Origin of the sequence: Methyloceanibacter sp. (assembly GCF_051306395.1) — a bacterium.
Lineage (GTDB): Bacteria > Pseudomonadota > Alphaproteobacteria > Rhizobiales > Methyloligellaceae > Methyloceanibacter.
This window is the reverse complement of sequence record NZ_JBPPND010000038.1, coordinates 1-21751: the sequence shown is the minus strand read 5'-3', so window position 1 is coordinate 21751 and position 21751 is coordinate 1. Positions and strand designations below refer to the sequence as shown.

Here is a 21751-nt window from a genome sequence, read left to right as displayed (position 1 = left end):
AGGGATTCCCGATCTCGGGCCTTTGGGCAAACGGACTGTCCTCGTGGAGTGGCAGACCTTTCCCGATCAGTCCGTGGATCCGCGCTTTGCCGAACGCCTTGCCAACGAGTTGAAGGCGCTCGGTGTCCAGTCAGACGACGACCTTTTCTTCATTTGCCGTTCGGGAAGCCGGAGCCTGGCCGCGGCCAGGGCAATGGCGTCGGCGGGGTATCGCGCCTGTCATAACGTCTCGGAGGGGTTCGAAGGCCCGCTCGACGACGCGCGACATCGCGGCACCCTACAAGGTTGGAAAGCGATCGGACTGCCCTGGCAACAAGGCTAGGGGCCGATCGACGGGACGGTCGTGGCTGTCCGCGTCTATCAGTTGGCTGCTCAAGTTGATGCGTGCGGTGCGTAATGGCGCGACAAAAAATGAATAGGAAAGAACAACACCGTGGCAGAGGCACAGGCACGGGCTCCACACGCAGAGCCCCAGCAAGAGGAGCAGCGCGCGCCAAGCAGCGCTTGGGCGCGGGTAAAATCGCGGTTGCGCGGCGAACTGGGCGAAGACGTCTACGCCAGCTGGTTTAGGGGCGTGGAGGTCGAAGAGGTGGACGGCGACATCGTCCATCTCAGCGTGGCCACGCGTTTTTTGCGGAACTGGCTCAAAACGCACTACTACGACTCGGTCTTGAAGCAGGCGCAAGGCGAGTGGCCGAGCGCCGAGCGGGTCGAGTTCACCGTGAGGCAGCCGCATTTCACCGTCGAACCGCCCAAGGAAACGCCCTGCGCGCGTCAGGCCCCATCGCCGGCCGCGACCGACCGGGCACAGCTGCCCATGCCGCTGCGCACGGGCTATGAAGGCTTCGAGGGTTCTCCGCTCGATCCGCGCTTGAGCTTCGCAAGCTTCGTCGTGGGCAACTCGAACAAGCTGGCGCACGCCGCGGCCAAACAAGTGGCGCATGCCTCGTCGAGCCCGCTGTCGCCGTTCAATCCATTGTTTCTGCATGGAAATGTAGGATTGGGAAAGACGCATCTCCTGCACGCCATCGCGTGGGAGGTGAAGCAGCAGAACCCCGAAGCCGAGGTGCTCTATCTCACAGCCGAGCGTTTCATGTCCGGCTTCGTGCAGGCCTTGCGCGCCCGCGATGCGCTCGCCTTCAAGGAGAAGCTCCGCAATATCGACATCCTCGTCATCGACGACATGGAGTTCTTGCAAGGTCCGACCATCCAGCAGGAGTTCTGCCACACGCTGAACTCGCTGATCGATGGCGGCAGGCAGGTGGTGGTCGCGGCGGACCGGGCGCCGACCCATCTCGACAAGCTCGACATGCGGATGCGCTCAAGGCTCGGCGGCGGGCTCGTGGCCGAAATGAAGACCATGGACTACGAACTGCGTCACAAGATCCTTGAGAAGCGCGCGCAAGAGGCCTGCGCGGAGACGGCGGGGCTCGAAGTGTCGGATACCGTGCTGGCGTTCCTGGCCGAGCGGCTGACGGAGAGCGGACGCGAGCTCGAAGGCGCGGTGCATCGTTTGCGGGCGAGCTACCAGCTCACCGACGAGCCCGTCACCATTGCCGGGGCCGAGCAGATCGTGCGCGATCTCATGCGGGGCACGGAGCCCCGGCGGGTCCGCATCGACGACATCCTGCGGACTGTATCCAAGCATTACGGGGTCAACCGCGGCGATCTCCTGTCGGGGCGGCGTAACCGGTCGATCGTGCGGCCGCGGCAGATCGGCATGTACCTCGCCAAGCTGCTCACCTCCCGGTCGCTGCCCGAAATCGGCCGGCGCTTCGGCAACCGCGACCACACCACCGTGCTGCACGCGATCCGCAAGATCGAGCAGCTCATGACCGACGACAACCAGCTCCGCGAGGAAATCGAGCTTCTGAAGCGCCTGCTGCGCGACTAGAGGGAAAGGCGGGAGGGGCCTTGTCTGGACCAAGGCCCCTCCCGCCGCTCTTGCAAATTTCGCGGCACCGCTGCAAGTTCGACCGGGTTTTCCACCCGCCTCGCCAAGGCCTTCACCAGGTCGCACCGGAGCCGAAAAAGCGCTCCGGCTGGGGATCGTCCAGCGAAAAAGACGCTAGCTTTCGGGGTATCCTCCAACCATGCGCCTTACTATCGACAAGCCCGGTCTCGCGAAGGCGCTCGCCCATGTGGCCAGCGTGGTCGAGCGGCGCAACACCATTCCCATCCTGTCGAACGTGCTGCTCACGGTCGGCTCGAACACGTTGAAGCTCACCGCGACCGATCTCGACATGGAGCTCGTGGAGACGGTGGGCTGCACCTCCAAGGGCGACGGCGCCGTCACCGTGCCGGCGCATATGTTCTATGACATCGTGCGCAAGCTGCCCGACGGCGAGATCGAGCTTAGTCGCGACGCCGAGCAGGAGCGGCTCGTCATGACCAGCGGCCCGGCGCAGTTCTCGCTGCAGACGCTGCCCGCGGACGATTTCCCGGAGCTGTCGATCGAAGATCTGGGCTATGCCTTCACCCTGCCTGCCGCCGACCTCAAGCGTCTGATCGAGAAGACGCGCTTCGCCATCTCCACGGAGGAGACGCGCTATTACCTGAACGGCATCTACCTCCACCAGGCGGAAACCGACGGCAAGGAGACCTTGCGCGCCGTCGCCACGGACGGACACCGGCTGGCGCAAGTGGAGCTGCCGCTCCCCTCGGGCGCCAAGGGCATGCCCGGCGTGATCGTGCCGCGCAAGACGGTGACGGAACTCTCCAAGCTCGTGGAGAACGAGGACGGCGAGGTCCGCATCGAGCTATCGCCGTCGAAGATCAAAATCTCCGACGGGCGCGTCGTGCTCACCTCAAAGCTGATCGACGGCACCTTCCCGGACTATGAGCGCGTCATCCCGCAAGGAAACGACAAGCGGCTCGAAGTGGACAACGCCAGTTTCGCCCAGGCCGTGGACCGCGTCTCGACGCTTTCCAGCGACAAGGGCCGCGCGGTGAAGCTCGCGCTCACGGACGGCAAGCTGACACTGTCGGTGAACAACCCCGAGTCGGGCAGCGCCACGGAGGAGCTTTCCGTCGAGTATGGCTTCGATCCGCTCGAGATCGGCTTCAACGCCCGCTATCTGCTCGACATTTCGCAGCAGCTCGAAAGCGAAGCGGCCGAATTCCTGCTCGCCGATCCGGGCTCGCCCACCATGGTGCGCGACGTGAAAGATCCGTCGGCGCTCTACGTGCTCATGCCGATGCGGGTATGAGCGCAAAGCCGCGCGAGCACGATATCGACGACGCGCAGACGTCCCGCCCCGGCCCCGAGCGGCTTGCCGTCCGCACGCTCAAGCTCACCGACTTCCGCAACTATGGGCAGGCGCGGCTCGATCTCGACGCGAGACCCGTCGTGCTCGTGGGCGACAACGGTTCGGGCAAGACCAATCTCCTCGAAGCGGTGTCACTGCTCGGCGCGGGTCACGGCCTGCGCGGGCGCCCCTACGCGGAGCTCGCGCGCAAGGACGGCGCCGGAGGGTTTGCGATTGCCGCGACGGTTTCGACGCGGCACGGCGAGGTCGAGATCGGCACCGGCTTCTTACCGGGTACGCGCGAGGAAGGCGCGGGCCGCACCGTGCGCATCGCCGGCAAGGACCGCAGCACAGGCGGGCTCGGGGACTACGTCAAGCACGTGTTCCTGATCCCCGCCATGGACGGGCTGTTCACGGGCGCGGCCTCGGAGCGCCGGCGCTTCCTCGACCGGCTGATGCTCGCCATCGATCCGAAGATGCGCACGCCGCTTTCCCGGTACGACCGGGCCATGCGCCAGCGCAATCGTCTGTTCCAGATGCGGGAGTATTCGCGCGCCCTGTTCGAGGGGCTTGAGGAGCAGATGGCGGAAGCGGGCGTGGCTGTCGCCGCCGCCCGGCTCGACGCGGTCGAGCGGCTGACGGCGCTCATCGAGGAGACCCAGGAGACCCGTGGGCAAGGCCCCTTCCCCCATGCGGTGCTGGCGCTCCACGGTACGCTCGAAACGGAGCTTTCGACCCGCTCGGCCACGGAGGTTGAGGACCTGTTCCGCATCCTTTTGGAGGAGGGCCGGGAGCGGGATCGTGCGGCGTCGCGCACCCTTGAAGGAACGCATCTGAGCGACCTATTAGTAGTGCATGGGCCAAAGAACGCGCCCGCCGCCCAGTGCTCCTCGGGGGAGCAAAAGGCCCTCCTTCTCGGCCTCGTCCTGGCCAAAGCCGAGCTGATCAAGAAGCTCGAGGGCACCGCCCCGCTTGTCCTCCTGGACGAGGTCGCGGCGCATCTGGATGCGGCCCGGCGGGAGGCACTTTTTGGCGAAATTCTGCGGCTTGGGGCCCAGGCCTGGATGACTGGAACAGACAGAGAACTTTTTTCGCCGATTGCGCAAGATGCCCAAATCTTGGCGGTGAATCGGGGTAGTATCAGCGTGTGAATCAGGGGGCCTCTCGAAGCCCCCAGCGGAAGACCTAAGACCACCTTCAAAGACACCTCAGGGAACCATGACACCAGCTGCCAAACGCAAGGCTGAAGCCGCTGCCGACTACGGTGCAGAGTCGATCAAAGTGCTGAAAGGGCTCGATGCCGTGCGCAAGCGGCCGGGCATGTATATCGGCGACACCGACGACGGCTCGGGGCTTCACCACATGGTCTACGAAGTGGTGGATAACGCCATCGACGAGTCGCTCGCGGGCTATTGCGACGCGATCAACGTGACGCTCAACGCCGAAGGCTCGGTGACCGTGGAAGACAACGGCCGCGGGATTCCGACCGAGATCCACAAGGGCGAAGGCGTCTCGGCGGCCGAAGTGATCATGACGCAGCTCCATGCCGGCGGGAAGTTCGACCAGAACTCCTACAAGGTGTCGGGCGGTCTACATGGCGTCGGCGTGTCCGTGGTGAACGCGCTGTCGAGCCTGCTTGAGCTCACCATCTGGCGCGACGGCAAGGAGCACCAACTTCGCTTCGTCCACGGTGTACCCGAGGCGCCGCTCAAAGCGACCGGCGACGCCAAAGGCAAGACCGGCACGCGCATCACCTTCGTGCCGAGCACCGACACTTTCACCATGATCGAGTTCGACTACGCGACGCTGGAGCATCGCTTGCGCGAGCTCGCCTTTTTGAATTCCGGCGTGCGCATCATCCTATCGGACCTGCGCGGCGTGGAGCCAAAGACCGAAGAGCTGCACTATGAAGGCGGCTTGCGCGCCTTCGTGCAGTTCCTGGACCGCACCAAGCACCCGCTCATCACCGAGCCTGTCGTGGTGGAGAAGACGCAAAGCCGGATCACCGTGGAAGCCGCCTTGTGGTGGAACGACAGCTATCACGAGAACGTCTTGTGCTTCACCAACAACATCCCGCAGCGCGACGGCGGCACGCATCTGGCTGGCTTCCGCGCGGCGCTAACACGCACCGTCAACACCTATGCCGCGGAGTCGGGCATCGCCAAGCGGGAGAAGGTGGCTCTCACCGGTGACGACGCGCGCGAAGGCCTCACCTGCGTGCTCTCGGTGAAAGTGCCGGATCCCAAATTCTCGAGCCAGACCAAAGACAAGCTCGTCTCCTCGGAAGTGCGCCCCGTGGTCGAAAGCGTGATGGCCGAGCGGATGTCGCAATGGTTCGAGGAGAACCCGGGCGAAGCGCGCAACATTGTGCAGAAGATCGTGGAAGCCGCGGCGGCGCGCGAAGCCGCGCGCAAGGCTCGCGATCTCACCCGCCGCAAAGGCGCGCTCGACGTGGCCTCACTTCCGGGCAAGCTCGCCGACTGTCAGGAACGCGACCCCGCCAAGTCGGAGCTCTTCCTGGTCGAGGGCGATTCCGCCGGTGGCAGCGCCAAGCAGGCGCGCGATCGGGCGTTCCAGGCCGTGCTGCCTCTGCGTGGCAAGATCCTCAACGTGGAGCGCGCGCGCATCGACAAGATGCTGTCGAGCCAGGAAATCGGCACGCTCATTACCGCGCTCGGCACGGGCATCGGCGATGAGTTCGATGTGGCGAAGCTCCGCTACCATAAGATCATCATCATGACGGACGCGGACGTGGATGGTTCGCATATCCGCACGCTGCTGCTCACCTTCTTCTACCGGCAAATGCTGCCGATCATCGAGGCGGGTCATCTCTTCATCGCCCAGCCTCCTCTCTACAAGGTGAAGCGCGGCAACCAAGAGCGCTATCTCAAGGACGAGACGAGCCTCCAGGACTATCTGATCGGCGAAGGGCTCGAAGACGCCGTGCTCTTGACCGGCGACAACGCCGCGCGGGGCGGCGGGGACTTGCGCGACATCGTCAATCAGGCGCGCAAGATCACGAGCATCCTGAGCGGTCTGCACAACCGCTACCCGCGGTTCATCATCGAGCAAGCGGCCATCGCAGGGGCGCTTGCCCCGAAATTCCTCAAGGAGGCCAAGGAAGCGCAAGAGGCGGCCGCCTATATCGCCCGGCGGCTCGACGTGCTGTCGGAGGAGACCGAGCAGGGCTGGCATGGCGAGGCGTTGCCCGAGGGCGGGCTTCGCTTCTGGCGTGAACTGCGCGGCGTGATGGAATCCCATCTGATCGACGGGCCGTTCATCGCCTCCGCCGACGCGCTCAAGCTCGACCAGTACGCGGGGCACCTACAAGAGGTCTATGCCAAGCCGGCCACCTTGAAGCGCAAGGAGACGCGCCTATTCGTCTACGGGCCCTCCGACCTCTTGAACGCGGTGATGGAAACCGGCCAGAAGGGCCTGTCGCTTCAGCGTTACAAAGGTCTCGGAGAGATGAACCCCGACCAGCTGTGGGCGACCACGCTCGACGTGGAGAGCCGCACCATCTTGCAAGTGAAGATCAAGGAAGGCGAGGACGCCGACGACATCTTCTCGCGGCTGATGGGCGACTTGGTCGAGCCCCGGCGCGAGTTCATCCAGGACAACGCGCTCCAGGTCGCCAATCTGGACGTGTAGCCGCCCTTCGCCGCATCCTTAACGCCATGGCAAGGCGCGGCCCTTAAGGTTTCCCCGCGATGAGCCTTGCGATTCTCCCTCTCCCGCGGAGAGGGTCGTTTTCCGTGTGTTTCCTTAAGCGTGAGTTGACATGAGCGGCGCGAAGCGCAGGCCCAATCCTCTAGGCAAAGGCCGCCGGCGCGTGGCGCCAAAGACGCTTTCGCGGCGCAGGCCGCCGTCAAAGCGCCGCCCGCAACGAAAGCGCGCGAGCGCCTGGGTGCGCCTCAAGCGCGCCGCCCGACGCCATCCTTACGTCTTCAAGGCGCTGCGTTTCGGCATGCTGGCCACGATCTGGGGTACGATCGTGCTCGGCGGCGCGGTGGTCTATTTCATCTCGCGGGTGCCGGACCCGCTGCTCGCCACGCTCGACAACCGGCCGCCCAATGTCACCATTCTCGCCGCCGACGGCGCGGTGCTTGCCGAGCGGGGCTTACGCCGGGGCCATATCCGCGTCGACGTGCTGCCCGACCATCTCATCAAGGCGGTGATGGCGACGGAAGACCGGCGCTTCTATTCGCATTTCGGCATCGACCCCGTGGGTCTGGCGCGCGCCAGCTATCGCAATCTCACCGCCGGTACCGTGGTCGAGGGCGGCTCGACCATCACCCAGCAGCTCGCCAAGAACCTGTTCCTTAAGCCTGAGCGCACGATGGTCCGTAAGCTCGAAGAGCTGATCTACGCGGTGTGGCTGGAGCAGCGCTTCACCAAGGACGAGATTCTCGAGCTCTATCTCAACCGGGTCTATTTCGGCGGCGGCACGTATGGCGTGGAGGCCGCGGCCCGGCACTATTTCGACAGGTCGGCGCGCGACGTCTCCCTGCCCCAGTCGGCGATGCTCGCGGGGCTCCTGAAGGCGCCGTCGCGCTACGCGCCCACACGCAGCGTCAAGGCGGCCAGCGCCCGGGCCGAAGTCGTGCTCGACAACATGGTGGATGCCGGCTTCCTCACCGGCGCGCAAGCCGACGCCGCCGGGCAGCAGACCCTGGCCCTTCGCGCCAAGGGCGACGACACCGGCTATCCTTACGCGGTCGACTGGGTGGCGGAGCTCCTGCCCGAATATGTGGGCGAGCATGACGGCGCGCTGATCGTCGACACCACCATCGATGCGCGGCTGCAGCGCGCCTCGCAAGAGCAGCTCCGCAAGCTGCTCGACGGGGAAGGCCGCGCGTTGCACGCGGGCGAAGGCGCCGTGGTGGTGCTCGATCCCGCGACCGGCGCGGTGAAAGCCTTGGTCGGCGGCCGCTCCTACAAGGCGAGCCCCTACGACCGAGCGCTGAAGGCCCGCCGCCAGCCGGGCTCGGCCTTCAAGCCGTTCGTCTATCTGACGGCGCTGGAAGCCGGCTATACGCCGGATTCGATCGCCTATGACGGGCCGGTCAATATCGGCGGCTGGCAGCCCAAGAACTACACCAACGACTACAAGGGCAAGGTCACGCTGCGCTACAGCATGGCCCATTCGCTCAACACGGTGGCCGTGAAGCTGACGTCGCAGGTCGGGCCCCAGCGCGTGATGCAGACGGCACAGCGCCTCGGCATCCGATCCGAGCTGCATGCCCAGCCCTCAATCGCGCTCGGCACCGGCGAAGTGACGCTGCTGGAGCTTGCGGGCGCCTATGCCCCATTTGCCAATGGGGGCATGCGCGTGCTGCCCCATGTCATTACCCGTATCCGCAACGGCGACGGCAAGGTGCTGTATCAGCGCCGCAAATCTTCCACCGGCCAGGTGGTCGCGCTCCACAACGTGGGCGCCATGAACGACATGCTGAATTCGGCGCTGGTGCGCGGCACGGGCAAGCGCGCGGCGATTCCCGGCCACGTGGCCGGCGGCAAGACCGGCACGACCCAGAACTCACGCGATGCCTGGTTCGTCGGCTACACGGCCCACTACGTGGCCGGCGTGTGGATCGGCAATGACGACAACACGCGCATGAAGAAGGTCACGGGCGGCACGCTGCCGGCCTCGCTGTGGCACGACATCATGCTCTATGCGCACCAGGACAAGGCGCCGTTGCCGCTGCCTGGCACACGCGGCCCCCGGCCCAGCCAAGACACCATCGCCGCCCGCCTGCCCTTCGGCGCCCAGGCCGACAACAGCAAGAGCGCCGGCCAAGACCGGCCGTTCTATCAACGCGTCTTCGGCTTTCTCGGCGGCGGCTAGTCCCCGATACCTATTCGATGCTGGCGGTGGGCGACGTGCCTTGCGAAGGCTGGGACAGGCCGTCGGCCCCGTAGGCATGCAGGCTGGAGCCGTGCTTGTGCAGCCAGTTCCGTGCTTCCTCATGCCGCGGCATGGTGCGCGCCACCAGGGCCCAGAAGCGCGGGCCGTGATTCATATGGGCGAGATGGGCCACCTCGTGCGCGGCGAGATAGTCGAGCACGAAGGGCGGCGCCAGCACCAGCCGCCAGGAGAAGGACAGCGCGCCGGACGTGGAGCACGAGCCCCAGCGCGTGGTCTGATCGCGGACGAAGATGCGCTTCGGCTTCAGGTTCAGGCGCTTCGCGTGCAGGTCGACCCGCAGCTTGAGATCGAAATGGGCCTGGCGTTTCAGCCAATCGAGCAGGCGGCGCGGACCGTGCTCCTCCTCGCCGGAGACATGGAGCCGCGGCAGGCGCCTCTTGGCCACGCGTGCGCCGGCCGGCCAGGCCGGGGCGATCTTCGCGTCCTCGGGCTCCTCGACCCACACCACGCCACGGCGGCGCACGGAGCCCTCGAAGCGCAGGACATGGGCCAAACCGCGCAAGGGAATGATCGCGCCTTCGGTGAAGGGAACAGGCTCTGGCAGGCCCGCCACGCGCTCCTTCAGCCAGTCCAAATGGCGCGAGAGAAACTCGTCGGCCTCGGCGAAGCTCGAATAGGCCGGCATGGTCAGAACGGCGCCCCGGCGGGCTTCGCTGACCTGAAGACTGAAGCGGCGCGCACGGACGCTCCGCCGGAGCAGCATGGGGATATCCAAGCCCCTAATTTTGACTTCTATGGTCTCGCCCCGCCCGAGATTGAGCCGCTTCAGCATGCCAAGCTCCCTACTGCTACACTTGGTTGGCCACCGAATCTGAGGGACCCAGCGTAGCACAGGGGCTTGCGGGAACGCTCGCCTGTGGTTTAGGCAACCCTAGCCAAAGCGCGCTTGAGCACGCTTCTAGGGCGCTGGTGGGCTCTGACAAAACCCCGGATTTTCGGCAAAATTTCGCCCCGGAAGCGCGAACCATTAAAAACGCCGTAGTGGCCGACGTCGGGCTGCAAATGGTGTTCGCGCATGCCTTCGGGGAGGTTTTTGCACAATGTTTGGGCAGCTCCGGTCTGGCCGATCCCGGAGATATCGTCCTTCTCGCCCTCGACCGTCATCAGCGCCACCCGATGGACCTTGGAGGGGTCCACGGGCGTGCCCCGATGGTGCATCTCGCCCTTGGGCAGCCTGTGCTCCAGGAACACGGTCTCGATGGTCTGGAGATAGTACTCGCCCGTAAGATCCATGACCGCCAGGAACTCGTCATAGAACTCCCGGTGCTTGTCGGCGGAGTCGCCATCGCCGCGGATCAGATTGTGGAACAGATCGCGGTGGGCGGTCAGGTGCCGGTCGATATTCATGCCCATGAAGCCCGACAGTTGAAGGAACCCCGGATAGACGAGACGCATCATGCCGGGATAGGGCCACGGAACCTGGGTGACGACGTTGTGGCGGAACCAGCTCAGGGGCTTGGTCACAGCGAAGCGATTGACGGCCGTCGGGCTTTCGCGCGCGTCGATCGGCCCCGCCATCAGGATCATGGAGCGCGGTGCGGCGTGGTCGCGCCTCGCCTCCATCAGCGACACGGCGGCGAACACCGGCACGGTCGGCTGACAGACGGCCATGACATGCACGTCGCCACCGAAGAACTCAAGGAACTCAGTGATGTAGTCTATGTACACGTCGAGATCGAAAGGGCCCGCGGCCCGCGGCACGAAGCGCGCATCATGCCACTCGGTGACGTAGACATCGTGATCTGGCAACAGGTCGCGAACGGTGCCACGCAGCAGCGTCGCGAAATGCCCCGCCATGGGCGCCACCACAAGAACCTTCGGATCCTTCTTGGTCCGCGTCGCCGGCAAGTCTCTAGCGAAATGCACGAGATTGCAGAAAGGCTTCGACAGAACGGTGTGCGGCGCGACCGCGACCGATGCGCCGTCTACCTCGACCGTGTCGATGTCCCAGGTAGGCTTGCGATAGCGGCGCGTGGAGCGCTCGAACATTTCGAGCGCGGCCGCGGCACCGCGGCCCAGCGCCGTATGCGAGGCCGGGTTCAGCGGATTGCGCCACAGCAGCCGGTAGGCCTCCGCCGTGGCCCGGGCCGGATGCAACGCGGCCTGGTTCAGTTCGTAGAGGTGGTACAGCATTTAAGAGTCCTCCGACTCAGCAGCATTCTAATGCTGCATCGCAAGATGAAATGGTGATTCTATGCTGCGGTGCAATGACAGATGGCCGCAGGGCGCATCCGCCGCGCTGTTAAAGATAACGACGCAGTGTTTCAGCCATTTTGTCGGGGGGTGTGCCGTAGGGAATGTGCGCAACAAATTTGCCGTCGGGGCCCATAAGGTAAACGAGCGCCGAATGGTCGATGCTGTAATTGTCGCCCATGCTCTCGTCCTGAAACTTTTGATAGCTCACGCGGTAGGCCTTTGCCGCTTTTGCAATCGCCTCCGGCGAGCCGGTGAGCCCGACGAAGTTCTGACCGAAGTTCGCCACGTATGCAGAGACCGCTTCAGGCGTGTCGCGCTCGGGATCGAGCGTGATGAAAATCGGCACGACTTTGTCCGCGTCCGCTCCCAATTCATCCAACGCCGCGCCCATGACCTGAAGCTCCGCGGGGCAAATGTCGGGACAGTGCGTGAAGCCGAAGAACACGAGCATGTAACGCCCGCGAAAGTCCTGATCGGTGACGGTCTTGCCATTCTTGCCGACGAGCTCGAACGGACCGCCGATCAGCGCGGTGCCACTGGTAACCACGCGCTTCTGCTGCATGTCCGTGTTGAAGATCAACGCAGCCATGCCGATCAGAGAGCCGAGCAGAAAACCGCCGACAATCACCAAGAGCCAAGGTCGTCGCATCGTCCTCACTCACCAAGTTGCAGCAGCGTGCCGTTCTTCCGCGCACTGCCGAGAAACCAACTGAACGTGGCATAGCCCGCGGCCAGATAAACCACGTTCAGGCCAAGCGCCCACAAAAGATCCGTCGGGTTGAATGTGTGCTCCAAAAGAATCGCGCGCATGCCCTCGAAGACATGCGTCGGCGGGAGCGCGAGTGCAACCGGCTGTAGCCAATCGGGCAGCACCGAGACGGGATAATAGACGCAGGTGAACGGCAGCAGAAGAAAGGCCAGCGACCAGGCCAGTTCCTCGGCGCCGAGTCCGTAGCGCAGGATGACGCCCGCGGCGATCAGACCAAGCGACCAGCTCGTGAGCACCAGCACGAAGAAGAAGGCAACGAGCGCCAGTCCGAGATCGAGCAGATTGAAGCCAAAGAAAAAGAATGCGGCGATGGCGACCGGCACCATGCTGACGGCGAGCCTGATGATGCTCCACAGGCTGAGCGCGGCGACAAGTTCGTAGGGCCGCAACGGGCTCGTCAGCAGATTGCCGAGATTGCGCGACCACATCTCCTCGATGAACGTGGTGGAGAAGCCGATCTTGGAGCGGAACAGAATGTCCCACAGCAGCACCGCGCCGATGAGCACGCCCGCGGCCTGCGCATAAGGATTGTCCGTGCCAGCGAGATATTTCTGGAGAAAGCCCCAGGTCAGCATCTGGAGGAATGGCCAATAGATCAGCTCCACCAGCCGCACGCCGGAACTGCGCAGCAGATACATATAGCGCCGCACGAGCGCCGCGATGCGGCGCAGCGAGGCGGACACGCCGTTCGGCGGCAGGAGCACAGGCTCCACGCTAGGCATGGCTTGCGGCGAACTCACGACGCTTTCCGATCCGGTTCCGCCGCGAGCTTTTGCGCCGTGCGGCCGCGCACAACATCGAGGAACACGTCCTCCAGCGTCTCGCGGCCGTAATTCTCGATCAGCGCGCGCGGCGTCTCGTCCTCGACGATGCGTCCGGCCTGCAGCAGGATCACCCGGTCGGCGAGACGTTCCACCTCGGCCATGTTGTGCGAGGCGATCAGAAGCGTGGCGTTACGCTCGCGCGCATAGTCTTTCAGCTTGCGGCGGATCCAATCGGCGGTGTCGGGATCGAGCGAGGCCGTCGGTTCGTCGAGCAAAAGCAACTCCGGTGCATTGAGCAGCGCCTTGGCGAGACCGACGCGCGTCTTCTGTCCGGCGGAGAGCTTTCCCGTCGGACGGTCGAGCAACATATCGATCTGCAAATGCTCGGCGACGCTGGCGATGCGTTCTCCCGCGTTGGCGATGCCGTAAAGGCCCGCATAGACGGTGAGGTTCTCCTTGACGGTGAGCCGCGCCGGCAGATCCACGTAAGGGCTCTGGAAGTTGATGCGCTGAGCCACGTCATAGCGGTTGCGGCTCATATCGGCGCCGAACACGCGCACCTCGCCCGCGCTCGGCTCGATCAGCCCAAGCAGCATGGCAATGGTCGTGGTCTTGCCGGCACCGTTGCCGCCGAGCAGCGCCACGGTCGTCCCGGCTTCAATGGTAAAACTGATGTGATCGACGGCCGTGACGGCGCCGTAGTTCTTGGCGAGGCCGCGCACGACGACGGGCGCTTGCGCGAAATCGCTGCCGCCAGCGCCGTCTCCAGCAAATTTTCGAGCCGCCTCAACCATTTTCTTGCGCTGCGCACCTGCTTTGTCCGAATTATGGCTCACCGCCAACGTGCTAGGGTTCACCTATGGCCGTACTGAACAATAGTCAAACCGCCCCGGAGGCATCCGTGCCGGAATGGCTGCGCGCGGGCGAAAGCCGGTTGCGTCTCCAGACCATCGTGCGCTTGCGCTGGCTTGCAGTGCTCGGCCAGAGCCTGACGGTCGTCGGCGCCTATTGGGTGCTCGGCATGGACTTGCCGATCGGCGGGTGTTTTGCGGTCATCGCGCTGTCCGCCTGGCTCAACGTGGCTTTGCGCATTCGCTTTCCCGCGAGCCAGCGGTTGCGCAGCAATTCCGCCTTCATCCTGCTGGGCTACGACATTCTTCAGCTTGCGGCGCTGCTCTACCTCACCGGCGGACTGGAGAACCCGTTCGCGTTTCTGATGATCGCGCCGGTCACCGTGTCGGCCTCCACGCTGCCCTTGCGGATTACGGTGGCGCTCGGCGTGCTCGCCATCGGGGCGGCGAGCTTGCTCACCACCTTCCACTACCCGCTTCCCTGGTTTCACGATTCTCAGCTCAATCTGCCGATGCCATACGTGCTCGGCGTGTGGGCTGCGGTGGTCTCCGGCATCCTCTTTATCGGATTCTATTCCTGGCGTACGGCGGAGGAAGGCCGCCGCATGGCCGAGGCTCTGGCCGCCGCCGAGATGGTGCTGGCGCGCGAGCAGAAGCTTTCCGCGCTAGATGGGCTGGCCGCGGCCGCGGCGCACGGCCTGGGCACACCGCTCGCCACCATCGCCGTCGTCACCAAGGAGCTGTTGCGCGACGCCGACAAGGCGGACCGTCATCACGACGACCTGCTTCTGTTGCGCGCGCAGGCCGAGCGCTGCCGCGAGATCCTGAAGGAGCTTGCGGGGCGCGGCGAGGAACTCGACATCATCGTGTCGCGCATGCCCGTTAGCCATCTGATCGAGGAGGTGGTCGAGCCGCATCGCCTGCTCGGCGTTCCCATCGAGGTGGAGATCGGGCCGCGTGACGGGCTGGAGCCGCGCAGCGCCGCGGCCCGCGAGCCGGTGACACAGCGCAATCCTGGCGTGATCTATGGTCTCGGCAATCTCGTGGAGAACGCCATCGACTTCGCGGCCCACACGGTCGAGGTCGACGCCACCTGGACTCAGGACGAGGTGCGGTTCGTCATCGCCGACGACGGCGAGGGGTTTCCGCCGAACGTGCTGGAGCAGCTCGGCGAGCCGTTTGTCACCACCCGCCCGGGGAAGAGTCGAGGCGAGGAACAGCCGGACGAGCATATCGGCATGGGGCTCGGATTCTTCATCGCCAAGACCCTGCTCGAGCGCTCCGGTGCCCGGCTCGAACTCGCCAACCGGGCCGAGCCGCGGGCCGGCGCCGTGGTGACCGTGATCTGGCCACGCGCCAAGTTCGAGAAGGCGCCGGGCGATGAGGTCCCCGAACCGGCGTCTTTTCTCTGATTTGAAACTTTGTCGCGGGTTTTCCGGGTCTTGGGACCGAAACTTGCCAATTTTTCCCGGATTCCGTTCACTTTGATCGGCGGTTGCGCGCCGCCAAGCCTTGCCTCGCCACGCGAAAGACCCTACCTACACGCCACAACAATTTCACAAAGACTCTTGGGAGGTTACGTCAGGGTTGGGCTCGCTAGTCACGACAAGGAGCTCAGCAATGGACGTCCAGCCGGTCTCGACCATGTCACAGGACCTCAGCCCGCCGCCGGACAATACCCTTTTGATCGTCGACGACGACCGCGCCTTTCTTCAGCGGCTCGCCCGCGCCATGGAAGCGCGCGGGTTTGAGGTCGATGCGGCTGCATCGGTCGAGGAAGGCCTTGGCATGCTCAAGCGCCGCCCGCCGGCTTTCGCCGTGGTGGATATGCGCCTCGACGACGGCAACGGCATCGACGTGATTGCCACGTTGAAGGAGCTGCGGCCCGATTCGCGCGCCGTGGTGCTCACAGGCTACGGCAATATCGCCACCGCGGTGACCGCCGTGAAGATCGGCGCCGTGGACTACCTGGCGAAGCCCGCTGACGCGGACGACGTCTACAACGCGCTTGTCGCCTCGCCTGACGACAAGGCACCGCCGCCGGAGAACCCGATGTCGGCCGACCGCGTGCGCTGGGAGCACATCCAGCGTGTCTACGAGCTGTGCAATCGCAACGTCTCGGAGACGGCCCGGCGGCTCAACATGCATCGCCGTACGCTTCAGCGCATTCTCGCCAAGCGCGCGCCGAAATAGCTTTTCCCTATGCCGCCTTTCGGTCTCGGCCGTAGCAGACCCGGCTGATCGCCTCGATATGGCGATGGTCGGTTCCGCAACAGCCGCCGAGGACGTTGAGGTGCGGTAGCCGCTCCAAGAGTTCGGCATATTCCTCACTGAGCTCGCGCGGGTTTCCGCTATCGAGCTCGGTCGAGTTGTCGAGTTCCGCGTGGCTGCATTGGGAAGCGTTCGCGCGGACGCCGCGAACGCGACGCACCCAGTCCGCACCGCTCGCGAGCGTCGGCACGAAATGTGTGGGGTGAGCACAGTTGATCATGTAGTAGGCGGGCGCCGAACCGGTCTCGGCATCCACGGCCTCGATGGCCTCCGCCAGGGTGTGTCCCGTCGGCAAGCGCCCGTCGGTTTCCACGGTGAAGGAGATCACGCACGGCATCTCGGCCGCTTCGGCCGCGCGCGCCAAGCCGACGGCCTCGTTGATATTGGTGATGGTCATGGCTGTGATGCAGTCGCAGCCGGCATCCCTGAACACGCCGATCTGCCAGGCATGATAGGCTTGCGCCTCCTCCGGGCTCATCAATTCGCCCGGGTCGTAGCCGTCACCGCGGGGTCCGATGCAGCCGCTGATCAAGATCGGCGTGTGCGGGCTCTCGAACTTGGCGCGGATCTCACGCATCAGCTCGATGCTGTCGCGGTTGATCTGCGCGAGCTTGTCGAGCGGGTAGCCGATCTTGACGCCCCAATCGGGGTTGGCCCGCCATGTCGGGCTTTCAAAAATGAAGCCAACCTTGCGGGCTACCGCCATCGGCACGTAGCGGTCGAAATAATCGCGCACGGCGTTGCGGCCTTGTTCGGTCTCCATGAGTACGAAGGCGGCCATGGCGGGCAGATCCCACCCCTCTTGGAAAATAAGAGACGTTTCGAGCCCGCCGTCGGTGAGAAAGCGTCCGCCGTCAAGCGGAAGAAAAGGGTGGCGGTACTTGGGCAGGTTGGTTGGCGTCATGAACGTATCTCCTGTTCGCAGGGCACGGGGGGTGGCTGGTTCGGCGTTTAGATGGGCCTGGAGCGGAGACGCCGCCAGTGAACTCGTGGTATGGCTTGGCTGTCAGGCTAAATTGCTAGAACATCCTTGGTTTATTTGGCTTTCGCCGCGCTGTGGACGGTGGCTCAGGATGCGGTCGGTACCGGTCAACTGGACTCGTGGTACAGTCGTGGAGAGGCTTCGGATGACGAACGCAGCAGAGCCCCTCATCCAGCGAAAGAGCGCGGACACCCGCGAGCGCATCCTCGACGCGGCCGAGGCCGGCGTGCTCGAGAAGGGTTTCGCCGCGACTTCGATCGACGAGCTCATCGCCGCCGTCGGCATCACCAAGGGCGGCTTCTTCTATCACTTCAGCGACAAGGGCGCCTTGGCCAAGGCCTTGTTGGAGCGCTACATCGAACGCGAGAACGCTCTCTTCGATGATCTCTTCAGACGCGCCGACGAGCTCAACGAGGACCCGCTGCACGGCTTTCTCGTCTTGCTCAAGATGATGTCGGAAGTTTTCGCCGATCTGCCCAACGGCCATCCCGGCTGCCTCATTGCGGCGTATTGCTATCAGGACCGGCTGTTCGACAGGGACGTGCGCGATCTCACCACATCGACGGTCATCGCCTGGCGCGACCGGTTCCGCGAGCGTCTGGATCTTATCGCGGCCAAATACCCGCCGAAGCTCCCCGTCGATCTCGACGATGTCGCGGACATGCTGTCGGTGGTGGTCGATGGCGGCATCATCCTGTCACGGGTCGTCCATGACAGGTCGGCGCTGCCGCGCCAGATGTTGCTTTACCGGGACTTCGTGCGCACCGTGTTCGTCGGCGCATGACGCCTATCAGCTCTCGAAGCCGCAGCCGGGATCGAGATGATGTTGAAGGCGCAGCGCCGCAGCGCGCGCGAAGCACAGCATCATGGCCTTGCGTCTGGCCGCGTTGAGCCGATCCTCGGCCGGCTCGCGCACCAGCTCCGCGCCGTAACGGTCGGCGAGGATCAGGCCCGCATCTTCCGGAATGACCTCACAAGGAAAATCGGCGGCCACGGCGAAGTAGAGCCGGTCGCAATAGTCGAGATATTCGTGCCATTTCCCGTCCGTGCGGTAGTCGATCAGGCATGACTTTATCTCGACGATATAAATGTCGCCCGACGGCGATAAGCCCACCACGTCGGCGCGCCGCCCATTGGCAAGCGGCAATTCACACACGACCGAATAGCCCAGAGCGCGAAAGTTGCGGCAAACGCCGCGCTGCAACGCCGCGGCGGCCTGCGATTGGCGCCCGTCGTGCGAAATCATGGTGTCCTGTTGGGGATCGCGCAAGGGAGAGCTTCTTCTTTAAAATCAAACAATCGTCACGGAATTGTGCATGGTTGCTCGTTTCCTGAGCCGGAACAAGCTGCTAAATGGCGCGTTGCGAGTCAGGTCCCCGAGCCCCACGGGAGGAACCATGAGCCTGAGCCATACCATTCTCGCCGAGCCCCGGCGGGAAGCCTCTACCAAGCCGACATCCCTTCGCGACCGCCTGATGGCGACACGACGCCTGTCGCCCCGGCTGGCAGAGCCGCTGAGCGATGAGGATCAAGTCGTCCAGGCCATGGACGATGCGAGCCCCACCAAATGGCATCTCGCGCACACCACGTGGTTCTTCGAAGCGTTCGTGCTGCCGCGCTTCATGCCCGGCTACCGGCTGTTCGACGACAGTTTCGAATATTGCTTCAACTCCTACTACGAGAGCGTCGGACCGCGGCATCCGCGCCCGAAGCGCGGATTGCTCACACGCCCCTCCACGGAGGCCGTGCGCGCCTATCGCGCCCATGTGGACGACGCGCTCGGGGCTTTTTTCGCGCAAGGCCCGTCGGCCGAGGCGGAGGCATTCATCGAGCTCGGCATCAATCACGAGCAGCAGCACCAAGAATTGCTGCTTACCGACATTTTGAGTCTGTTCGCGGCCGGGCCGCTGAAGCCCGCCTATCGCGAGGCCGATCCCGGCGTTTCAACGCATGCGGCCGTGCCGCTCGCGTTCACGCCTTTCGATGGCGGGATCTACGAGGTCGGCCATGACGGAACCGGCTTCGCCTACGACAACGAGGGTCCAAGGCACGAGCAACTACTGCGCCCCTTCACGCTCGCCAATCGCTGCGTCACCAACGCGGAGTGGATCGAATTCATCAAGGACGGCGGGTACGAAACCGCCACGCTGTGGCTCGCCGACGGCTGGAATACGATCAATGCGCAAGACTGGCGCGGACCTCTCTATTTTGAGGAGGCCGAAGGCGGCTACATGCAGATGAGCCTGCTCGGCTATCGCCCGGTGGACCCGGCAGCGCCCGTCACCCATGTGAGCTTCTTCGAGGCGGACGCATTCGCGCGCTGGGCCGGCTACCGGCTCCCCTCGGAGTTCGAGTGGGAGGTCGCCTCGGCGGGACTTCCTGTCGAGGGGCGCGATCTCGGCGCCGACCACTTGCGGCCGCTCCCCGCCACGGCCGGAGACGGACTCGCGCAGATGTTCGGCGATGTGTGGGAGTGGACCGCAAGCGCGTACCTCCCCTACCCGGGCTTCAAGGCCGCGCCCGGCGCCGTCGGCGAGTACAACGGCAAATTCATGTGCAACCAGTTCGTGCTCAAGGGCGGCTCCTGCGCCACGCCCCAAGGGCATGTGCGGCAGACCTATCGCAACTTCTTCTATCCCCATCAACGCTGGCAGTTCACCGGCTTGCGTCTCGCGGCCGACGCGTAATGGCAAGCGACATCTCCTCTTTGCTGGCCGAGGGCCGGACCTCCGCCTCGGCAGCCAAGTCCGCGAGGCGCGCGGCCGAGATTGCGGAGTTCGCGGACGCGGTGCTGCAAGGCCTCGCCCAGCGTACGCGCAGCATCCCCTCGCGCTTCCTTTACGACGCGACAGGCTCGGCGCTGTTCGAGGAGATCACCCGGGTCGAAGAGTACTACCCGACGCGCACCGAGACTGCGCTGCTCGACGCGTTCGGCAATGAAATCGCCGCGCTCGCGGGCGACGTGGATACTCTCGTGGAGTTCGGCTCGGGCTCCAGCCGCAAGACGAGCCTTCTCATCGAGGCGCTCGCCGAGCTCGACACCTACATCCCCATCGACGTTTCGGAGTCTTTCCTGGCGGACGCGGCTAAGCGCCTCGAGGCCAAACATCCCGGACTGAACGTCAAGCCCCTCGTCGGCGACTTCACGCGCACGCGCACGCTTGCCGGCGCGCCGCGGGGCGAGCGGCTCGGTTTCTTCTCCGGCTCGACCATCGGCAATCTCACGCATGAGGAGGCGAAGGCGTTCCTCGAAAGCGCGGCAGAGCTCCTAGGCGCGGGCAGCGCATTCCTCATCGGTGTCGACCTGAAGAAGCGCCTCGATATCCTGTTGCCCGCCTATGACGACGAGGAGGGCGTCACCGCCGCTTTCAGTCTCAATCTGCTGGCGCGCATCAATCGGGAGCTCGACGGCGATTTCGACACCACCCGCTTTGCGCACACGGCCATCTACAACGACGCGAAGGGCCGCATCGAGATCTATCTCCAAAGCCTCACGGACCAGGACGTCCGTGTCATGGGACGCAGCTTCTCCTTCGCGAAGGGCGAGCGCATCCACACCGAGAACTCGCATAAATATTCGTTGCCGGAGTTTCAGGCGCTGGCGCAAAGCGCGGGATGGCTGCCGGTCAAAGCGTGGACCGACACGGGCGATCTCTTCAGCCTACATCTGTTGCGAGCCAGCTAGTCGGAAACTTCACCCCGGGGATTCAGGCCGCATCCGCCGGACGCACGCGGCGAGCGATCTCTTCACCCTTCTCGCGTTCGATCCTCGCTATGTCGTATTGGCTCTGCAAGTCGAGCCAGAACTGGGCGGCATTGCCGAAATAGCGGCCGAGCCGTATGGCCGTATCGGCTGTGATTGAACGCCGTCCGTTCAGAATGTCGGTGATGCGTCCCGACGGGACGCCGAGGTCCAGCGCCAGCCGGTTCGCGCTCAAGCCGCGCGCGGCGAGCTCGCGCTTCAGCAACCGGCCTGGATGTGCGACAGGGGGCATAGGTTCATCCTCTGTGGTAGTCGACGATCTCGACATCGTATGCATCGCCCTTGCGATAGTGGAAGCAGATCCGCCACCGCGCATTTACAGTCATGGCCCACTGGCCTTTCCTTTCACCCGTGAGCTTGTGCAATCCGACGCTCTTCAACGGATCGAGATCCTAATGCGTCTTGGCGGCATTGAGCGCCAGAAGCAGGTCGATTGCGGCCTCGAAGTCGAGACCGCCAAACTGGTTGGGCTTTCCGCCCTCCCAAACCTTTCGGCTGGCGGCGTTGCGCCATGACCGGATCGCGGCAACAACGTACTACGTGGTTCGGTGAACTACAAGGTGTGTCCGCGTCGCGGTGATGAAATTGCGGCAACTTGCCAGCGCCGAAACCGTTGGGCATGGTGCCGCCTCGCAAAGCAAAGAGGGGATAGAGCGTGGCTGATCTTCCAAGCGGCAGCGCGGTCATCGGGCAATCTGGCGGCCCGACCGCGGTCATCAACCAGTCGCTGGCGGGCGTGGTGGAGGGCTTGCAGCAAGGCTTGGCCGCATCCGGCAAGGTCCGGCAGATCTTCGGCATGCGCCACGGCGTGCGTGGCATCGCCAAAGGCCGCGGCGGAGAGGGGCGCAGCGGTGAGTTGGTCGACCTCACGCGGTTTACGGCGGAGCAGCTCGACGCTATCGCCCGCACGCCTTCCGCGGCGCTGGGCTCGACCCGCGACAAGCCGGACGAGGTCTATTGCGCGCAGATTCTCGAAGG

Annotated in this window: 20 protein-coding genes and 1 pseudogene; 12 read left to right on the top strand and 9 right to left on the bottom strand. The window is 64.5% G+C overall.

The features are described 5' to 3' along the window. The 6 genes from ACSLE4_RS02990 to ACSLE4_RS02965 form a co-directional block, all read left to right on the top strand. Positions 1-322: rhodanese-like domain-containing protein (locus ACSLE4_RS02990; protein ID WP_435903004.1), on the top strand; the 322-nt coding region annotated here is incomplete at its 5' end. A 111-nt stretch (positions 323-433) separates the two neighbouring features. After that, a complete protein-coding gene (dnaA, locus tag ACSLE4_RS02985; RefSeq protein ID WP_435903003.1) occupies positions 434-1894 on the top strand; it encodes a chromosomal replication initiator protein DnaA in 1461 nt (486 codons plus the stop codon). 199 nt (positions 1895-2093) lie between these two features. Next, entirely contained in the window at positions 2094-3209 is a 1116-nt protein-coding gene (gene dnaN, locus ACSLE4_RS02980) for a DNA polymerase III subunit beta (protein ID WP_435903002.1), read from the top strand. Continuing rightward, entirely contained in the window at positions 3206-4399 is a 1194-nt protein-coding gene (recF, locus tag ACSLE4_RS02975) for a DNA replication/repair protein RecF (protein WP_435903001.1), read from the top strand. The genes dnaN and recF overlap by 4 nt, the downstream gene beginning before the upstream one ends. Before the next feature lie 67 nt (positions 4400-4466). Further along, on the top strand, positions 4467-6899 hold the full coding sequence (gene gyrB, locus ACSLE4_RS02970; protein WP_435903000.1) for a DNA topoisomerase (ATP-hydrolyzing) subunit B: 2433 nt from the start codon (positions 4467-4469) through the stop codon (positions 6897-6899). Between the two features lie 181 nt (positions 6900-7080). After that, positions 7081-9096 (top strand): transglycosylase domain-containing protein, encoded by a 2016-nt coding sequence (locus ACSLE4_RS02965; protein ID WP_435902999.1) that lies wholly within the window; start codon positions 7081-7083, stop codon positions 9094-9096. Positions 9097-9106: 10 nt separating this feature from the next. On the opposite strand, the gene ACSLE4_RS02960 is transcribed toward ACSLE4_RS02965, so the two are convergent. The 5 genes from ACSLE4_RS02960 to ACSLE4_RS02940 form a co-directional block, all read right to left on the bottom strand. Beyond that, positions 9107-9949 (bottom strand): M48 family metallopeptidase, encoded by an 843-nt coding sequence (locus tag ACSLE4_RS02960; protein ID WP_435902998.1) that lies wholly within the window; start codon positions 9947-9949, stop codon positions 9107-9109. 89 nt (positions 9950-10038) lie between these two features. After that, positions 10039-11310, bottom strand: a complete 1272-nt coding sequence (locus ACSLE4_RS02955) for a polyhydroxyalkanoate depolymerase (protein WP_435902997.1) — start codon at positions 11308-11310, stop codon at positions 10039-10041. Positions 11311-11419: 109 nt separating this feature from the next. Next, positions 11420-12022, bottom strand: a complete 603-nt coding sequence (locus ACSLE4_RS02950; protein WP_435902996.1) for an SCO family protein — start codon at positions 12020-12022, stop codon at positions 11420-11422. Positions 12023-12027: 5 nt separating this feature from the next. Continuing rightward, on the bottom strand, positions 12028-12864 hold the full coding sequence (locus ACSLE4_RS02945) for an ABC transporter permease (protein WP_435903007.1): 837 nt from the start codon (positions 12862-12864) through the stop codon (positions 12028-12030). 14 nt (positions 12865-12878) lie between these two features. Then, positions 12879-13700: an ABC transporter ATP-binding protein gene (locus ACSLE4_RS02940; protein ID WP_435903006.1), complete on the bottom strand. Its 822-nt coding sequence runs from the start codon at positions 13698-13700 to the stop codon at positions 12879-12881. Positions 13701-13765: 65 nt separating this feature from the next. Between ACSLE4_RS02940 and ACSLE4_RS02935 the strand changes: the two genes are divergently transcribed. Both ACSLE4_RS02935 and ACSLE4_RS02930 read left to right on the top strand, forming a co-directional pair. Beyond that, positions 13766-15169 (top strand): ActS/PrrB/RegB family redox-sensitive histidine kinase, encoded by a 1404-nt coding sequence (locus tag ACSLE4_RS02935; protein WP_435902995.1) that lies wholly within the window; start codon positions 13766-13768, stop codon positions 15167-15169. A 208-nt stretch (positions 15170-15377) separates the two neighbouring features. Continuing rightward, entirely contained in the window at positions 15378-15950 is a 573-nt protein-coding gene (locus tag ACSLE4_RS02930) for an ActR/PrrA/RegA family redox response regulator transcription factor (protein WP_435902994.1), read from the top strand. A gap of 7 nt (positions 15951-15957) precedes the next feature. On the opposite strand, the gene ACSLE4_RS02925 is transcribed toward ACSLE4_RS02930, so the two are convergent. Then, on the bottom strand, positions 15958-16917 hold the full coding sequence (locus tag ACSLE4_RS02925; RefSeq protein WP_435903005.1) for a homocysteine S-methyltransferase family protein: 960 nt from the start codon (positions 16915-16917) through the stop codon (positions 15958-15960). A 238-nt stretch (positions 16918-17155) separates the two neighbouring features. On the opposite strand from ACSLE4_RS02925, the gene ACSLE4_RS02920 reads away from it, so the two are divergent. Then, positions 17156-17794 (top strand): TetR/AcrR family transcriptional regulator, encoded by a 639-nt coding sequence (locus ACSLE4_RS02920; RefSeq protein ID WP_435902993.1) that lies wholly within the window; start codon positions 17156-17158, stop codon positions 17792-17794. A 6-nt stretch (positions 17795-17800) separates the two neighbouring features. Here the strand turns inward: ACSLE4_RS02920 and ACSLE4_RS02915 are convergent, their stop codons facing one another. Next, positions 17801-18280, bottom strand: coding sequence for an MmcB family DNA repair protein (locus ACSLE4_RS02915; protein WP_435902992.1), 480 nt, complete (start codon positions 18278-18280; stop codon positions 17801-17803). A gap of 127 nt (positions 18281-18407) precedes the next feature. On the opposite strand from ACSLE4_RS02915, the gene egtB reads away from it, so the two are divergent. Both egtB and egtD read left to right on the top strand, forming a co-directional pair. Further along, positions 18408-19697: an ergothioneine biosynthesis protein EgtB gene (gene egtB, locus ACSLE4_RS02910; protein WP_435902991.1), complete on the top strand. Its 1290-nt coding sequence runs from the start codon at positions 18408-18410 to the stop codon at positions 19695-19697. Further along, a complete protein-coding gene (egtD, locus tag ACSLE4_RS02905) occupies positions 19697-20695 on the top strand; it encodes an L-histidine N(alpha)-methyltransferase (RefSeq protein ID WP_435902990.1) in 999 nt (332 codons plus the stop codon). Before egtB ends, egtD begins: the two co-directional genes overlap by 1 nt. 22 nt (positions 20696-20717) lie before the next feature. On the opposite strand, the gene ACSLE4_RS02900 is transcribed toward egtD, so the two are convergent. Together ACSLE4_RS02900 and ACSLE4_RS02895 are read right to left on the bottom strand one after the other, a co-directional pair. Beyond that, complete coding sequence (locus ACSLE4_RS02900) at positions 20718-21005, bottom strand: HigA family addiction module antitoxin (RefSeq protein ID WP_435902989.1); 288 nt, start codon at positions 21003-21005, stop codon at positions 20718-20720. A gap of 4 nt (positions 21006-21009) precedes the next feature. Continuing rightward, complete coding sequence (locus tag ACSLE4_RS02895) at positions 21010-21153, bottom strand: type II toxin-antitoxin system RelE/ParE family toxin (RefSeq protein WP_435902988.1); 144 nt, start codon at positions 21151-21153, stop codon at positions 21010-21012. Between the two features lie 275 nt (positions 21154-21428). Between ACSLE4_RS02895 and ACSLE4_RS02890 the strand changes: the two are divergent. Then, positions 21429-21751 (top strand): annotated as a pseudogene (locus tag ACSLE4_RS02890) (hypothetical protein); the annotation flags it as partial.

Excerpts from the sequence above, each read along its gene's own strand:
- dnaN (WP_435903002.1), top strand. The coding sequence starts at position 2,094 with ATGCGCCTTACTATCGACAAGCCCGGTCTCGCGAAGGCGCTCGCCCAT.
- recF (WP_435903001.1), top strand. The coding sequence starts at position 3,206 with ATGAGCGCAAAGCCGCGCGAGCACGATATCGACGACGCGCAGACGTCC.
- gyrB (WP_435903000.1), top strand. The coding sequence starts at position 4,467 with ATGACACCAGCTGCCAAACGCAAGGCTGAAGCCGCTGCCGACTACGGT.
- ACSLE4_RS02960 (WP_435902998.1), bottom strand. The coding sequence starts at position 9,949 with ATGCTGAAGCGGCTCAATCTCGGGCGGGGCGAGACCATAGAAGTCAAA.
- ACSLE4_RS02955 (WP_435902997.1), bottom strand. The coding sequence starts at position 11,310 with ATGCTGTACCACCTCTACGAACTGAACCAGGCCGCGTTGCATCCGGCC.
- ACSLE4_RS02950 (WP_435902996.1), bottom strand. The coding sequence starts at position 12,022 with ATGCGACGACCTTGGCTCTTGGTGATTGTCGGCGGTTTTCTGCTCGGC.
- ACSLE4_RS02945 (WP_435903007.1), bottom strand. The coding sequence starts at position 12,864 with ATGCCTAGCGTGGAGCCTGTGCTCCTGCCGCCGAACGGCGTGTCCGCC.
- ACSLE4_RS02940 (WP_435903006.1), bottom strand. The coding sequence starts at position 13,700 with ATGGTTGAGGCGGCTCGAAAATTTGCTGGAGACGGCGCTGGCGGCAGC.
- ACSLE4_RS02935 (WP_435902995.1), top strand. The coding sequence starts at position 13,766 with ATGGCCGTACTGAACAATAGTCAAACCGCCCCGGAGGCATCCGTGCCG.
- ACSLE4_RS02930 (WP_435902994.1), top strand. The coding sequence starts at position 15,378 with ATGGACGTCCAGCCGGTCTCGACCATGTCACAGGACCTCAGCCCGCCG.
- ACSLE4_RS02920 (WP_435902993.1), top strand. The coding sequence starts at position 17,156 with ATGACGAACGCAGCAGAGCCCCTCATCCAGCGAAAGAGCGCGGACACC.
- egtB (WP_435902991.1), top strand. The coding sequence starts at position 18,408 with ATGAGCCTGAGCCATACCATTCTCGCCGAGCCCCGGCGGGAAGCCTCT.
- egtD (WP_435902990.1), top strand. The coding sequence starts at position 19,697 with ATGGCAAGCGACATCTCCTCTTTGCTGGCCGAGGGCCGGACCTCCGCC.
- ACSLE4_RS02900 (WP_435902989.1), bottom strand. The coding sequence starts at position 21,005 with ATGCCCCCTGTCGCACATCCAGGCCGGTTGCTGAAGCGCGAGCTCGCC.